The organism is Streptomyces caeruleatus (genome assembly GCF_001514235.1).
GTDB classification, from domain to species: domain Bacteria; phylum Actinomycetota; class Actinomycetes; order Streptomycetales; family Streptomycetaceae; genus Streptomyces; species Streptomyces caeruleatus.
The window spans coordinates 1-14350 of the sequence record NZ_KQ948949.1; the positions used below are offsets into that span (position 1 = coordinate 1).

The following is a 14350-nucleotide window of genomic DNA, read 5'->3' on the forward strand; positions in this document are numbered from 1 at the left end:
GCCCTCAGCCCAACGCCTCGTCCAGCAGCGCCGCCCACTGCGCGACCACGCGGTCCCGGCGTGCCGTGTCGTCCGTGAGCAGGTTGGCCAGGCCCAGGCCGCGGGCCATGTCCAGCAGGCCCTGCACGGCCTCGCGGGCGCCCGGCCGGGACTCGTCGGCGCCCAGCAGGTCGACTGCGATCCGGTGGGTCTCGCGGCCCACGCGGGCCTCCAGCTCCGTGACCCGCGGCCGCAGCTGCTCCTCGTTCGACGCGGCCACCCACAGATGCAGCGCCGCGCGGAACAACGGGCCGGTGTAGAGATCCACCAGCGCCGACACCACCACCCGGCGGTCCCCGGCAGCGCCCTCCGGGAACAGGGCCCGCAGTGCCGTCGAGCGCTCCTCGGCGACGTACTCCACGGCCGCCGTGAAGAGGTCCTCGCGGGTCGGGAAGTGGTGCTGGGCCGCGCCTCGGGAGACGCCGGCGCGTTCGGCGACGACGGAGACCGTGGAGCCCGCCCAGCCGTGTTCGGCGAGGCAGGCCACGGCGGCCTCCAGGAGCCGTTGCCGGGTGGCGCGGCTGCGGTCCTGCTTGGGCACGCGGTCCGCTCGGTCCACGCGGTCGCCGACTGTGCTCACACCGCCCATTCCGGATCCCGTCTTTCTAGGAAGGCCGTCATCCCCTCGCGGGCCTGCGTGGAGGAGAACAGCCGGGCCGAAAGCGCGGTCAGGTCGGCCGCGTCCCGGTCGAAGGTTTCCAGCACCTTAGCCGTGAGCAGCGCCTTCGTCTCGGCCAGGGCCTGCGGGGAGGCCCGGCGCAGGCCGTCCAGGACCGGGGTCAGGGTGGCGTCGACGTCCTCGCCCGCCACCGTCAGCAGGCCGATGCGGGCCGCCTCCGGGGCGCTGAAGCGTTCGCCGGTGAGGTAGTAGCGGGCCAGGGCGCGGGGGTCCGTGCGGGGCAGCAGGGGCAGCGAGATGACCGCGGGGGCGACGCCTATGTGCACCTCGGTGAAGGCGAAGGTGGCCTGTGTCGACCCGGCGGAGATGTCACAGGCCGCGAGCAGGCCGAGGCCGCCCGCGCGGACGTGGCCGGTGACCCGGGCGACGACCGGCCTGGGCAGTTCCACGATCTGCCGGAGCAGCGCCACCAGTGCCTCGGGGGGCGGCGGGTCGCGCAGGTCGGCGCCCGCGCAGAACGTGTTGCCGGTGTGGGTGAGGACGATCGCGCGTACGTCGGCGTCCTTGGCGCAGTCCGTCAGCGCGTCGGTCAGCTCGCCCACGAGGGCGGCCGAGAGGGCGTTGCGGTTGGCCGGCGAGTCGAGGGTGAGGGTCTCGACGCCACGCGCGCGCGTGCGGCCGATCAGCGTCATGTGTGCTCCCTTGGTGTCCGCAGCTCGCGGCGCAGGATCTTGCCGGAGGCGGCCCGCGGGACGGCGTCGATGAAGGTGACCTGACGGACGCGTTTGTACGGGGCGACGCGTTCGGCGACGTACATCATGACCTCGCCCTCGGAGAGGTCGGTGGCGGTGGGCTGGCGGACCACGTGGGCGTGCGGCACCTCGTTGCCGTCGTCGTTGCAGACGCCGATGACCGCCGCGTCGGCTATGCCGGGGTGGGTGAGCAGGAGGGCCTCCAGTTCGGCGGGGGCCACCTGGAAGCCCTTGTACTTGATCAGTTCCTTGACGCGGTCCACGACGAACAGCCAGCCGTTGGCGTCCACATGGCCCACGTCCCCCGTGTGCAGCCAGCCGTCGGCGTCGATCATCGCGGCAGTGGCGTCGGGCCGGCCGAGGTAGCCCTTCATGACCTGCGGACCGCGGATGAGGATCTCGCCGGACTCGCCGACGCCGAGGTCCTTGTCGGGGTCGTCGAGGGAGACGACCCGCATCTCGGTGCCGGCGATGAGCCGGCCGACGGTGCCGGCGGGGGCGTCCCGCATGGCCGCCAGGGGGACGACGTGGGTGCCGGGGGACAGTTCCGTCATGCCGTACGCCTGTCCCACGGGCGGCAGGCCCAGGCGCTGCGAGCAGGCCGCCGCGAGCTTGGCGTCCAGGGGCGCGGCGGCGCTGACGACGTACTTCAGCGAGGACAGGTCGTACTGCGCGACCAGCGGGTGCTTGGCGAGGGCGAGGACGATCGGCGGGGCCACGTACAGGCCGGTGATGCGGTGGTTCTGGATGGCCGCGAGGAAGGTCTCCAGGTCGAAGCGGGGCAGCACCACGACCGTCGCGCCCTGCCTCAGGGGCGCGTTCATCAGGGCCGTGAGGCCGTAGATGTGGAAGAAGGGCAGCACGGCGAGGATGCGGTCGCCGGGGGACGCCGATATCGCGGGTTCGAGCTGGGCCAGGTTGGTGGCGATCTGGCGGTGGGTGAGCATCACGCCCTTGGGGATGCCGGTGGTGCCGGAGGAGTACGGCAGGGCGGCGACGTCCGCCACGGGGTCGATGTCGACCTGTGGTTCGGGCGCGGCGGAAGCCAGCATGTCGATGAGCGACCGGTGCCCCGGCGCGCTGTCGCACACGAAGATCTCCCGGACGCCGCCCGCGAGTTCGGCGGCCCGGCGTGCCGCCTCCAGCAGCGGTGACACGGTGACGATCCAGCGGGCCGCCGAGTCCTTCAGCTGCTTGGCGAACTCCTCGGGCGTGGCGAGCGGGTGCACGGTCGTGACGGAGGCACCCGCGCGCGTGGCGGCGTAGAACGCCGTCGGGAAGGCCACCGTGTTCGGGCTGTGCAGCGCGAGTACGTCGCCCTTGCGGACGCCCGCCTCGGCGAGGGCGGCGGCGACGCGCCGGTGGAAGCGGTCGAGCTGCTCGTAGGTGAGGGTGGTGCCGTCCGTGCCGTCGACGAGCGCGGGCGTGTCCCCGAACTCTGCGGCCCGGCCCAGTACGGCCTCGTGGATGGGCAGTTCTACGGCCGGGACGTCTGCGTACTCGCTGCGGAACACGGTTCCTCCTCGCGACACGGTGCCGGGCGGGTGCCGGTCAGTACGACTTGGGCAGGCCCAGGGTCTGGTGGGAGACGTAGTTGAGAATCATCTCCCGGCTCACCGGAGCAATACGAGACACGCGCGCGGCGGTTATCAGCGAGGCGAGCCCGAACTCGCGCGTGAGGCCGTTGCCGCCGAGGGTGTGCACCGCCTGGTCGACCGCCTTCACGCAGGCCTCCCCGGCCGCGTACTTGGCCATGTTGGCGGCCTCTCCCGCGCCGACGTCGTCTCCCGCGTCGTACAGGCAGGCCGCCTTCTGCATCATCAGACGGGCCAGTTCGAGGTCGATGTGCGCCTGGGCGAGGGGGTGCGCGATGGCCTGGTGGGCGCCGATGGGGGCCTTCCAGACGGTGCGGTCGCGGGCGTACTCGACGGCGCGGGCGAGCGCGTACCGGCCCATGCCGATCGCGAAGGCGGCCGTCATGATGCGCTCTGGGTTGAGGCCGGCGAAGAGCTGGAGGAGGCCCGCGTCCTCGTCTCCGACGAGCGCGTCCGCGGGGAGCCGTACGTCGTCGAGGGTCAGCTCGAACTGCTTCTCGGCGGCGTCGAGTTCCATGTCGATCCGGCGGCGTGTGAAGCCTTCGGCGTCGGGCGGGACGATGAAGAGGCAGGGCTTGAGGTTGCCGGTGCGGGCGTCCGCGGTGCGGCCGACTATGAGAGTGGCGTCGGCTATGTCCACGCCGGAGATGAAGACCTTGCGGCCGGTGAGGATCCAGTCTCCGGTGTCCGGGTCGCGGCGGGCCGTGGTGGTGATGCGGTGGCTGTTGGAGCCGGCGTCGGGTTCGGTGATGCCGAAGGCCATGGTGCGGGTGCCGTCGGCGAGGGCGGGGAGCCAGTCCTGTTTCTGCGCGTCCGTGCCGAAGCGGGCGATCACTGTGCCGCAGATCGCCGGGGAGACGACCATCATGAGCAGGGGGCAGCCTGCGGCGCCGAGTTCTTCGAGGACGATGGAGAGTTCGGCTATGCCGCCGCCTCCGCCTCCGTACGCCTCGGGGAGGTTGACGCCGAGGTAGCCGAGTTTGGCTGCCTCGGACCAGAGGGTCTCGCGGTCGTAGGTGCGGCCGTGGCGGGTGCCGAGGGCGGATACCGCGGCTCGTAGGGCCTTGTGTTCTTCGGATTCGAGAGTGGTGGGCATGGGACTCCTTCCGAGTGCGGGTTGTGTGTGGCTGGTCGCGCAGTTCCCCGCGCCCCTAGGTTTCTCGCACGACCGCCAGCAACGAGCCGACCGTCACCTGCTGGCCAGGTACAACATGCAGAGCGCTCAGCGTGCCTGTGGACGGCGCTAGGACCTTGTGCTCCATCTTCATCGCCTCCAGCCACAGCAGGGGCTGGCCGGCCTGTACGGCGGCCCCCTCGGTCAGGCCGTCGGCGACTCGTACGACCGTCCCCGGCATCGGGGCGAGCAGCGAGCCCTGCGCGTGCTGGGCTGTCGGGTCCGGGAAGCGGGGCAGGGCGGTGAGGCGGGTGGTGTTGACGTGGATCTCGTCGCCGTATCGCGCGACCTCGAAGGTCCTTCGTACGCCGTCGGCTTCGAGGACGACGAGACGCGCGTCGGCGTGTACGACCCGTACCCCGTCCGCTTCCAGGCCGCCCGCGCGCGTGTGCCGGTAGCGGACCTCGATCTCCTCGCCCGCCAGCGCGTACCGCTTGGTCTGCGGCTGGGAGGGGACGTTGCGCCAGCCGCCGAAGCGGGAGCGGCCGTGGGTGTCGGCGAGGGCGGCGGCCAGGGGGGCGTGGGGGTCGGGGGTCGGGGCGGTCAGGGTGGGGAGGTGGCGGTCGTAGAAGCCCGTGTCCATGCGGGCGGTCGTGAACTCCTCGTGCCGCAGGGAGCGGACGAGGAGGTCGCGGTTGGTGGGCGGGCCGTGGAGTGTCGCCCGGTCCAGGGCGCCCGCGAGTTTGCGGATCGCCTCCGCGCGCGTGGGGGCGTGGGCGACGAGCTTGGCGAGCATCGGGTCGTAGTGGACGCCGATGTCGTCGCCGTCGGTGAAGCCGGTGTCCAGGCGGACGCCGTCGGGGACGGCGAAACGGTGCAGGGTGCCGGTCTGCGGGGCCCAGTCGTGGGCGGGGTCCTCGGCGTAGAGGCGGGCCTCGATCGCGTGGCCACGCGCGTGTGGCGGTTCGTCGGGGAGGGCTCGGCCCTCGGCGATGCGCAGCTGTTCGGCGACCAGGTCGAGGCCGAAGACGGCTTCCGTCACGGGGTGTTCGACCTGGAGGCGGGTGTTCATCTCCAAGAAGTGCGCCTTGTCGCCGGCGACGAGGAACTCGACGGTGCCGGCGCCCACGTAGTCGACGGCTCGGGCGGCGTGTACGGCCATGTCGTGCAGGGAGTCGGCCAGTTCGGGCGCCAGGCCCGGGGCCGGGGCCTCCTCGATCACCTTCTGGTGGCGGCGCTGGAGGGAGCAGTCGCGGGTGCCGAGGGCCCAGACCGTGCCGTGGGTGTCGGCGAGGATCTGCACCTCGACGTGGCGGCCGTTCTCGACGTACGGCTCGACGAACACCTCGCCGTCGCCGAAGGCGCTCGCGGCCTCGGTGCGGGCGCTCTCCAGGGCGGGGGCCAGTTCCTCCAGTCGCCGTACGACACGCATTCCGCGCCCGCCGCCGCCCGCGGCCGCCTTGACCAGGACGGGGAGATCGGTGTCGGCGACCTCGCCCAGGGGTGCCAGGCCCATGAGCTCCTTCGCGCGCGTCTTGGACGCCATGGCCTCGATCGCCTCCGGAGGCGGGCCGATCCAGACGAGCCCGGCGTCGAGGACCGCGCGGGCGAAGTCGGCGTTCTCGGAGAGGAAGCCGTAGCCGGGGTGCACCGCGTTCGCGCCGGACGCGAGGGCCGCCTTCACGATCAGGTCGCCGCGCAGATACGTGTCGGAGGGCGCCGCGCCCGGCAGCCGTACCGCGGCGTCGGCCACGCGTGTGTGGAGGGCGTTCGCGTCGGCGTCCGAGTACACGGCGACCGTCCGGATTCCCAACTCACCGCAGGTGCGGAAGACACGGCACGCGATCTCGCCCCGGTTGGCCACGAGCACAGAAGTGATCACTGGTGATCCCTCACATCCGGAAGACGCCGAAGCCACCGCGCGCGCCCTCATAAGGCGCGGTGTGGATGGCGGACAGACACATACCGAGGACCGTTCGGGTGTCGCGGGGATCTATGACACCGTCGTCGTAGAGCCGACCGGACAGGAACATGGGCAGCGACTCCGACTCGATCTGCTGTTCCACCATGGCGCGCAGGGCCGCGTCCCCCTCCTCGTCGTACGGCTGGCCCTTGGCGGCCGCCGACTGCCGGGCGACGATCGAGAGCACTCCGGCGAGCTGCTGGGGGCCCATGACGGCCGACTTGGCGCTGGGCCAGGCGAAGAGGAAGCGGGGGTCGTAGGCGCGCCCGCACATGCCGTAGTGGCCGGCGCCGTACGACGCGCCCACGAGGACGGAGAGGTGGGGTACGCGGCTGTTGCCGACCGCGTTGATCATCATCGCGCCGTGCTTGATGATGCCACCCTGCTCGTACTGGCTGCCGACCATGTAGCCGGTGGTGTTGTGCAGGAAGAGGAGGGGGATGTCGCGCTGGTTGGCCAGCTGGATGAACTGGGCCGCCTTCTGGGACTCCTCGCTGAACAGGACCCCCTGGGCGTTCGCCAGCACGCCGACCGGATAGCCGTGCAGGGCCGCCCAGCCCGTCACCAGGCTCGTCCCGTACATCGGCTTGAACTCGTCGAAGTCGGAGGCGTCGACGATGCGGGCGATGACCTCGCGCGGGTCGAAGGGGGTGCGCAGGTCGCCGGGGACGATGCCGAGGAGTTCGTCCTCGTCGCACTTGGGCGGGGCCGCCGGGCCCGGGTCGCCGTACGCCTTGCGGTGGTTGAGGCGGGCGACCACGCGGCGTGCCTGGCGCAGGGCGTCCGGTTCGTCGACGGCGAAGTAGTCGGCGAGACCCGACACGCGCGCGTGCATCTCCGCACCGCCCAGGGACTCGTCGTCGCTCTCCTCGCCGGTGGCCATCTTCACCAGGGGCGGACCGCCGAGGAACACCTTGGCGCGCTCCTTGACCATGATCACGTGGTCGGACATGCCGGGGACGTAGGCCCCACCGGCCGTCGAGTTGCCGAAGACGACCGCGACGGTGGGGATCCCGGCCGCCGACAGCCGTGTCAGGTCCCGGAAGATGGCACCTCCGGGGATGAAGATCTCCTTCTGGGACGGCAGGTCGGCCCCGCCGGACTCGACGAGGTTGACGACGGGCAGCCGGTTGGCGAGGGCGATGTCGTTGGCCCGCAGGGCCTTCCTCAGCGACCAGGGGTTGCTCGCTCCGCCGCGCACGGTCGGGTCGTTGGCGGTGATCAGGCACTCCACGCCCTCGACCACACCGATGCCGGTGACGAGGGACGCGCCGACCGTGTAGTCGCTGCCCCAGGCGGCCAGCGGGGACAGCTCCAGGAAGGGCGTGTCGGGGTCGAGGAGCAGCTCGATGCGCTCACGGGCGAGGAGCTTGCCGCGCGCCCGGTGCCGTGCGACGTACTTCTCGCCGCCGCCCGCGAGCGCCTTGGCGTGCTCGGCGTCGAGTTCGGCGAGCTTGGTGAGCATGGCCTCGCGGTTGGCCGCGTGTTCGGGACTCTTCGGGTCCAGGGAAGAGGCGAGGACGGTCACAGGAGGATCTCCGGGATGTCGAGGTGGCGGCTGCGCAGCCATTCGCCGAGTGCCTTGGCCTGCGGGTCGAAGCGGTGCTGGGCGGCGACGCCCTCGCCGAGGATGCCTTCGACGACGAAGTTGAGGGCGCGGAGCTCGGGCAGGACGTGCCGGGTGACCTTGAGTTCCCGGCTCTCGGGGATCAGCTGCCGGAACCGGTCGGCGGTGAGCTCGTGCGCGAGCCAACGCCAGGCGTCGTCCGTCCGCACCCAGACACCGACGTTGGCGTTCCCGCCCTTGTCACCGCTGCGGGCGCCCGCGACGAGACCGAGGGGGGCGCGTCTCGTGGGCGAGGGTGGCAGCGGCTCGGGGAGGGGCGGGGCCGGTACGTCGTCGAGTACGGCGGTGTCGTGGGCCGACGGCACAGGGAACCGGCGTCCGTCGTGGAGGACGGCCACATGGGCGACGGCACCATGGGGGACGTACACATCCTCGAAGACCCCATAGGGCGAGCCCTTTCCCGGTGGCGCCGCCACATGGAAGCCGGGGTAACTGGCGAGCGCCAGCTCCACCGCGGCCCCGCTCAGCGCCCGCCCGACGACCTCCTGGTCCCGGTCCCGCACGACGAGCCGCAGCAGCGCGCTCGCCGTCTCCTCGGTCGTCGCGTCCGGCCGGTCGGTGCGCACGAGGTCCCAACGGACCTCGGTGGGCGGAGACTTGGTGAGCGCGTCCGTCATCTGCGCGCGCACCAGGGCGGCCTTGGCCTCGATGTCGAGGCCGGTGAGCACGAAGACGACCTCGCTCCGGAACCCGCCCAGGCGGTTGACGCCCACCTTGAGGGTCGGAGGCGGGGCCTCCCCCCGTACGCCCTCGACGCGGACCCGGTCCGGGCCGTCCTGGGTGAGACGTACGGTGTCCAGCCGGGCGGTGACGTCCGGCCCGGCGTATCGGGCACCGGCCGTCTCGTACAGCAGCTGGGCGGTCACCGTGCCGACGTCGACGAAGCCGCCGGTGCCGGGGTGCTTGGTGATGACGCAGGTGCCGTCCTCGTGGAGTTCGGCGAGGGGGAAGCCGGGACGGCGGAGTCCGTCGAGGTCATAACCCTTCTCGTGGAAGAAGGCGTAGTTGCCGCCGGTCGCCTGTGCCCCGCACTCCAGCACATGTCCGGCGACCACAGCCCCCGCGAGCCGGTCATGGTCCCCAGGACCCCACCCGAAGTGCGCGGCGGCGGGCCCGGTGACCAGCGCCGCGTCCGTCACCCGCCCGGTGACCACGATGTCCGCGCCCTCCCGCAGACACGCCGCGATGCCGAAGCCGCCGAGGTAGGCGTGGGCGGCCAGGCTGCCGGGGTGGGAGGCGGTGAGGTCGTCGCCCTCGACGTGGGCGACGCGGACGGGGACGCCGAGCCGGTCCGCGAGCTGCCGTACGGCGTCGGCGAGCCCGGCCGGATTGAGCCCGCCCGCGTTGGCGACGATCCTGACCCCCCGCTCGTGCGCCAGCCCGAGGCATTCCTCCAGCTGCCGCAGAAAGGTGCGGGCGTATCCGGCGCCGGGGTCCTTCAGCCGGTCGCGGCCGAGGATCAGCATGGTCAGCTCGGCGAGGTAGTCGCCGGTGAGGACGTCCAGTTCGCCGCCGGTGAGCATCTCGCGCATGGCGTCGAAGCGGTCGCCGTAGAAGCCGGAGGCGTTGCCGATCCGCAAGGGCGGAAGGACCGGCGGCGAGGTCGCGGACTTCGGCGGGGTCGGCGAGCCGGGCGGGGTCACTGTGCCGTCCCCTTAGGTGCGCGTCCCGCGCCGGGCGGGCCCGCGAAGACCTGGGCGATGTCGAACCAGCGGTCGGCGTCGGGGCCTTCGGCGCGCAGGGCGAGGTCGGAGCGGTGGGCGCGCTGGGTGACCAGGAGACAGAAGTCCAGCGCCGGGCCGGTCACGCGCTGCGGGGCGTCCTCGGGGCCGTATGCCCACACCTCGCCGGAGGGCGAGACGAGTTCGACACGGAAGTCGTCGAGCGGTACGGGGAGTCCGTGCACACCGAAGGCGAAGTCCCGCGTCCGCACCCCGATCCACACCACATGCCTCAGCCGGTCGGTGGGTGTGCGCACCACACCCAGCGCCTCGGCGATGTCCAGGCCGTGGGCCCAGGTCTCCATGAGCCGGGCCGTGGCCATGGAGGCGGCGGACATGGGCGGCCCGTACCAGGGGAAACGGACCCCATGCGGGGCCTCGCGCAACGCCGTGTCGAGCGCGGCCCGCCCCTCCCGCCACCGCGCCAGCAGTTCGGCGGGCAAAAGAGCGGCCCCCTCCTCCGCGCCCTCGTCGACGAACGACCCCGGCGTCACCAGCGCCTTCTCCACCAGCGTGTGGAAGGCGTCCACATCGGTCACCGCCAGCAGCGCCGAGTGGTCCGTCCAGGCGAGGTGCGCGATCTGGTGGGCGACGGTCCAGCCGGGCGCCGGAGTCGTGAGCGTCCACTGAGCGGCTCCCAACTCGGCGACCAGCCGGTCGAGTTCCTCGCTCTCCTCACGCAGATCGTCGAACACGGGCGTCGGATCGGACACGGTGCGCTCCCCTCTGGCACGGCGTGGTGAGGAGCATGGCAGCGGGATCAGAAACAAGCAAGCACGCTTGCATTAATTGGGAAGTGTTCACCCAGGGAAGCTTGTGGGTGTGGGCGGGGGTGGGGGTGGGGCCTGCGATCAATACACTCGGCCGCCGGGCCCGTCGCATGGGCGACGCGTCTCTCACACATCGGGGGAAACACAGGGATGAGCAACTGGAACCCGGGCGGACAGCCGCCCTACGACCCACACCGACAGCCGCAGTTCCCGCCGCCTCCGGGCCCGTACCCACCTCAGCCCACCCCACCGGCCGACGGCCAACCGCCCCACGGCCCGCACCCGTACGCGCCACATCCCAACCCGCCGTACCCGTACCCGTACCCGCCGTACCCGGTGCCACCGGCACCCGCGCCGCCCGGCCCCCTGATGCGGCTGTGGCGGCGGATCGGTCCCGTCCACACCGCGCGCAGGGTCTTCAAGCCGTCCAGACCGGGCATCGTCGAGGACGCCGCGGTGGCCCGTATGCAGAAGATCCGCACCCTGGTGGGCCTGGCCGCCGTGGTGTGGATGTCGGTCACCTACAAGATCGCGGACTCCATCGGGGACGTCGTCGACAACCGCACCGACCAGTCCTGGACCAGCGTCCTGCTGCTGTCCGTGACGTTCCCGCTCGCGGTCGGCATCCTGCTCGCCCTGGTGCCGGACACGGCCCGGCGCGAGCTGCTGCGCCGTTCGGCCAGGTGTTTCGGTGCGATCGTGGCGCTCCTGGCCGCGGTGTTCGTGTTCCCGGTGATCGTGCTCACCGGCTTCGCCGAGGGTCGTTTCGCGACCGGCCCGGCGATGACCGTCGTCACGGTCGTCGTCCTCGCGGTCGTCTTCGTGTGGGTGCTGCCCTTCATCGTCTGGGGCGTGGGTCTGGCGCTCACCCATGTCTTCCGCACCGCCGACATCCACGAGACGCTGCCGCCGTTGCTGGCCATGACACTGGTGTGGGAGATGGCCCTGGTCGACCTGTTCACCGACGCCTACGCGGGCGTGGAAATAACGGTCCGGATCCTGCTCGTGCTCGGCGCCCCGCTCTCGGTGACCGCGGTGGGTCTGTGGGAGCTGCGCCGGCTGCGCGTGAACCACGGGCTTTCCGTGCAGGGGCTGCTGATGCGCTAGGCGTCTCGATCACGAGCGCTGCCCGCGGGCCGGCCGTTGGCGACGGCCCGTTGCCCGCGGGGCTAGCCGTTGGCGACGGCCTTCGGCTTCCCGCGCCCCACCTGCGTGCGTACCGCCCCCATGCTCGCCGCGATGACCAGGGCGATGGCCAGGGCCTGGGGGGCGGTGAGGGCCTGGTCGAGGATGAGGAAGCCGGCCGTCGCGGCGACGGCCGGTTCGAGGCTCATCAGGATGGCGAAGGTGGCCGCGGGCAGGCGGCGCAGGGCGAGGAGTTCGAGGGTGTAGGGGAGGACCGAGGAGAGGACGGCGACGGCCGCGCCCAGTCCGACGGTCACCGGGTCGAGCAGCTTCGTGCCGGATTCGGCGATGCCCAGGGGCAGGAACAGTACGGCGCCCACCGCCATGGCGAGTGCCAGCCCGTCGGCCTGAGGGAAGCGTCGGCCCGTGCGGGCGCTGAAGACTATGTAGGCCGCCCACATGGCGCCGGCACCCAGGGCAAAGGCGACACCTATGGGGTCCAGGCTGTCGAAGCCTCCGCCGCCGAGGAGGAAGACACCGGCGAGGGCGAGTCCGGCCCAGACGACGTTGACCGCGCGACGGGACGACAGGACGGACAGGGCGAGCGGACCCAGCACCTCCAGGGTGACCGCGGCGCCCAGCGGGATACGGGCGACGGACTGGTAGAAGAGGCCGTTCATCGCCGCCATGGTGATCCCGAAGACGATCACCGTGCCCCAGTCGGTGCGGGAGTGGCCACGCAGCCGGGGACGGCAGATCAGCAGCAGGACGACCGCCGCCACCAGCAGCCGCAGCGCCACCACGCCGAGCGCACCGGCCCGCGGCATCAGGCTCACCGCGAGCGCGCCGCCGAACTGCACCGAGATCCCTCCGGCGAGCACGAGCCCCACCGGCCCGAGGGAGCCCAGGCGGCGCGGGCCGCCGACCGTCGGCTCGGGGACGGCCCGGGCGCGGGTCGGTGCGGGGGTGGCGGGGGCGTCGGGGGTACTCACGGGCGTTCCAGGGCTCGACTCGGGCGGATGTTCGTTCACCGTGCTGTACTGCTCAGTTCAGGGTAGTAGACCACGTCAGGTGTGTGAACCCATTACGCCGCTGTCCCAGAGTGTGGACGGGGAGTGTGGGCGGGGAGTGTGGGCGGGCGGACGCGAACGGCCCCACCCAGCCGGACTGCCGGACTACCGCCGCGCCATGTACAGATCCAGCGCCTTGTGCAGCAGCCGGTTCAACGGGAAGTCCCACTCCCCCAGGTACTCCACCGCCTCGCCCCCCGCCCCCACCTTGAACCGCAGCAGGCCCAGCAGATGGTTGGACTCCTCCAGCGTGTCGGTGATGCCCCGGAAGTCGTAGACGGAAGCGCCGAGTTCGTGGGCGTCGGTCATCATGCGCCACTGCATGGCGTTGTTGGGCTGGACCTCGCGCCTGCGGCCGGTGGAGGCGCCGTAGGAGTACCACACATGTGTGCCGACGGTCAGCATCGTGGCGGCGGCGAGGGTGTCGCCGTCGTGGTGGGCGAGGTAGAGCCGCATGCGGTCGGGGTGTTCGGCGGTGAGCGCGTCCCACATGCGCTGGAAGTAGGGCAGCGGGCGCGGGATGAAACGGTCCCGCTCGGCGGTCTCGACGTAGAGGTCGTAGAAGACGGGCAGATCCTCGTAGCCGCCCCGCACGACCTTCACGCCCGCCTTGTCGGCCTTCTTGATGTTGCGCCGCCACTGCTGGTTGAGGCCGCGCTGGACGTCGTCCAACGAGCGCCCGGCGAAGGGCACTTGGCAGACGTACCGCGGCTGCCCGGCGGCGAAGCCCTCCTCGCTCCCCGGCTCGGCCTGCCGCCAGCCCGCCCGCCGCAGCCCTTCGGCGATGTCGAGGGCACGCTGGTCGCGGGAGGTCGGCTCGGCGTCGCGCAGTCGCCGGGCGGCCGGGTCGGCGATGGCGGCCTTCACCGCCTCGCTGCTCCAGCGGCGTACGACGACGGGCGGGCCCATCTTCACCGAGAAGGCGCCCCTGCCCTTGAGATACGCGAGCATCGGCGCGAGCCACCGCTCGGCGAGGTCGGGCGCGTGCCAGTCGATCAGCGGCCCCTCCGGCAGATACGCCAGGTACTTCCTCAGCTTCGGCAGCGGCCGCATGAGCACGAGCCCGGCCCCGGCCGGCCGCCCCTCCTCGTCGAACCAGCCCAGGCTCTCCGGCGTCCAGTCCGGCTTCACCTCGCCCCAGGAGGGCATCTGCATATGGCTGGCGGACGGACGGGCCGCGACGAAGGCAAGGTGCTGGTCGCGGGTGAGGAGCTGGACGCGGAGGGGCGGTCGGGTCACGGGCGGGGCTCCTTGCGGACGGTCGATCGAGCCGGATCAAGCCGACTCGGGCCGGACCAAGCTGGACCGGACGGGATCAGACCAGCCTACGAAGCCACTCAGCGGCCGAAGTGGACCGGAATGTACTGGTCGTAGAGCCTCACTCCGGTGGCCGTGAAGTCGGCCCGGGTGACGATCGCGCAGCGCACGTTCACATCGCACACGACGCCGTCGGCGATCTCGGGCCTGAGGTTGAGCGTCGTACGGAACGAGCCGCCCTCCTCGTACGGGATCGTGACCCCGGGGGTGCCCGTGCCGGTGTCGGTGATGCGGCGGGACGAGCCGTCCGTCGCCTCCCGGCCGCCGAGGCACGGAGTGGGCACCTGGGTGTACGTGGCGGGGTCGCCCACGCGGACGCTGTCGGGGATCACGCAGAAGGCCAGGAAGATGCCCTGCGCGCGGTTGTATCCGGTGCCCTTGACGTACGCCGTGCCGCCCTGCGCGGGCAGGACAGCCGGGGCGGCGGCCAGCTTCAGCCGGAAGGTGTCACCGTCGGCCGTGGTGACGGTGCGGTGGGCGTGCCCGACGAACGGCGAGGCGGTCGCGGTGCCGGCCAGGGGGAGCAGCGCGGCGAGACCGGCGGCCGTGGTCGCGAGGGCTCCGCGCAGCAGGCGTGAGGTGGGGGGTTTCATGGACGTGGTACGTCCTTTCCTCTAGGGGCCGCCCCCTCATGGGCC

General features: G+C 72.0%; 12 protein-coding genes. 1 reads left to right on the plus strand and 11 read right to left on the minus strand.

All coding sequences use genetic code 11. The features are described 5' to 3' along the window. Nucleotides 1-4 precede the first annotated feature (4 nt). The 8 genes from AQJ67_RS42515 to AQJ67_RS42550 are packed head-to-tail and all read right to left on the minus strand — an operon-like array spanning nucleotide 5 to nucleotide 10143. Entirely contained in the window at nucleotides 5-628 is a 624-nt protein-coding gene (locus AQJ67_RS42515; RefSeq protein ID WP_062725239.1) for a TetR/AcrR family transcriptional regulator, read from the minus strand. Beyond that, nucleotides 616-1350: an enoyl-CoA hydratase family protein gene (locus tag AQJ67_RS42520; RefSeq protein WP_062725242.1), complete on the minus strand. Its 735-nt coding sequence runs from the start codon at nucleotides 1348-1350 to the stop codon at nucleotides 616-618. Before AQJ67_RS42520 ends, AQJ67_RS42515 begins: the two co-directional genes overlap by 13 nt. Beyond that, on the minus strand, nucleotides 1347-2924 hold the full coding sequence (locus tag AQJ67_RS42525; protein ID WP_062725244.1) for a 4-coumarate--CoA ligase family protein: 1578 nt from the start codon (nucleotides 2922-2924) through the stop codon (nucleotides 1347-1349). Before AQJ67_RS42525 ends, AQJ67_RS42520 begins: the two co-directional genes overlap by 4 nt. Nucleotides 2925-2961: 37 nt before the next feature. Further along, complete coding sequence (locus AQJ67_RS42530; protein WP_062725246.1) at nucleotides 2962-4101, minus strand: acyl-CoA dehydrogenase family protein; 1140 nt, start codon at nucleotides 4099-4101, stop codon at nucleotides 2962-2964. 55 nt (nucleotides 4102-4156) lie between these two features. Continuing rightward, a complete protein-coding gene (locus AQJ67_RS42535; RefSeq protein ID WP_062725247.1) occupies nucleotides 4157-6001 on the minus strand; it encodes an acetyl/propionyl/methylcrotonyl-CoA carboxylase subunit alpha in 1845 nt (614 codons plus the stop codon). 10 nt (nucleotides 6002-6011) lie between these two features. Beyond that, nucleotides 6012-7610 carry an acyl-CoA carboxylase subunit beta gene (locus AQJ67_RS42540; protein WP_062725248.1) on the minus strand — a complete coding sequence of 533 codons (1599 nt, stop codon included), beginning with the start codon at nucleotides 7608-7610 and terminating at the stop codon, nucleotides 6012-6014. After that, nucleotides 7607-9352 (minus strand): acyclic terpene utilization AtuA family protein, encoded by a 1746-nt coding sequence (locus AQJ67_RS42545; protein WP_079056534.1) that lies wholly within the window; start codon nucleotides 9350-9352, stop codon nucleotides 7607-7609. Before AQJ67_RS42545 ends, AQJ67_RS42540 begins: the two co-directional genes overlap by 4 nt. Further along, a complete protein-coding gene (locus AQJ67_RS42550; protein WP_062725250.1) occupies nucleotides 9349-10143 on the minus strand; it encodes a TIGR03084 family metal-binding protein in 795 nt (264 codons plus the stop codon). The genes AQJ67_RS42545 and AQJ67_RS42550 overlap by 4 nt, the downstream gene beginning before the upstream one ends. Before the next feature lie 393 nt (nucleotides 10144-10536). On the opposite strand from AQJ67_RS42550, the gene AQJ67_RS42555 reads away from it, so the two are divergent. Continuing rightward, nucleotides 10537-11307: a hypothetical protein gene (locus AQJ67_RS42555; protein WP_244190793.1), complete on the plus strand. Its 771-nt coding sequence runs from the start codon at nucleotides 10537-10539 to the stop codon at nucleotides 11305-11307. 62 nt (nucleotides 11308-11369) lie between these two features. On the opposite strand, the gene AQJ67_RS42560 is transcribed toward AQJ67_RS42555, so the two are convergent. The 3 genes from AQJ67_RS42560 to AQJ67_RS42570 form a co-directional block, all read right to left on the minus strand. Continuing rightward, nucleotides 11370-12317: an EamA family transporter gene (locus AQJ67_RS42560; RefSeq protein WP_062725252.1), complete on the minus strand. Its 948-nt coding sequence runs from the start codon at nucleotides 12315-12317 to the stop codon at nucleotides 11370-11372. A gap of 183 nt (nucleotides 12318-12500) precedes the next feature. Further along, entirely contained in the window at nucleotides 12501-13634 is a 1134-nt protein-coding gene (locus AQJ67_RS42565) for a lipid II:glycine glycyltransferase FemX (protein WP_062725254.1), read from the minus strand. A 98-nt stretch (nucleotides 13635-13732) separates the two neighbouring features. Further along, entirely contained in the window at nucleotides 13733-14305 is a 573-nt protein-coding gene (locus AQJ67_RS42570; protein WP_062725256.1) for a hypothetical protein, read from the minus strand. Between the last annotated feature and the right edge of the window lie 45 nt (nucleotides 14306-14350).

Bases quoted from the DNA above. Each gene is read 5' to 3' on its own strand.
- AQJ67_RS42530 (WP_062725246.1), bottom strand. From the start codon at position 4,101: ATGCCCACCACTCTCGAATCCGAAGAACACAAGGCCCTACGAGCCGCG.
- AQJ67_RS42520 (WP_062725242.1), bottom strand. From the start codon at position 1,350: ATGACGCTGATCGGCCGCACGCGCGCGCGTGGCGTCGAGACCCTCACC.
- AQJ67_RS42570 (WP_062725256.1), bottom strand. From the start codon at position 14,305: ATGAAACCCCCCACCTCACGCCTGCTGCGCGGAGCCCTCGCGACCACG.
- AQJ67_RS42515 (WP_062725239.1), bottom strand. From the start codon at position 628: ATGGGCGGTGTGAGCACAGTCGGCGACCGCGTGGACCGAGCGGACCGC.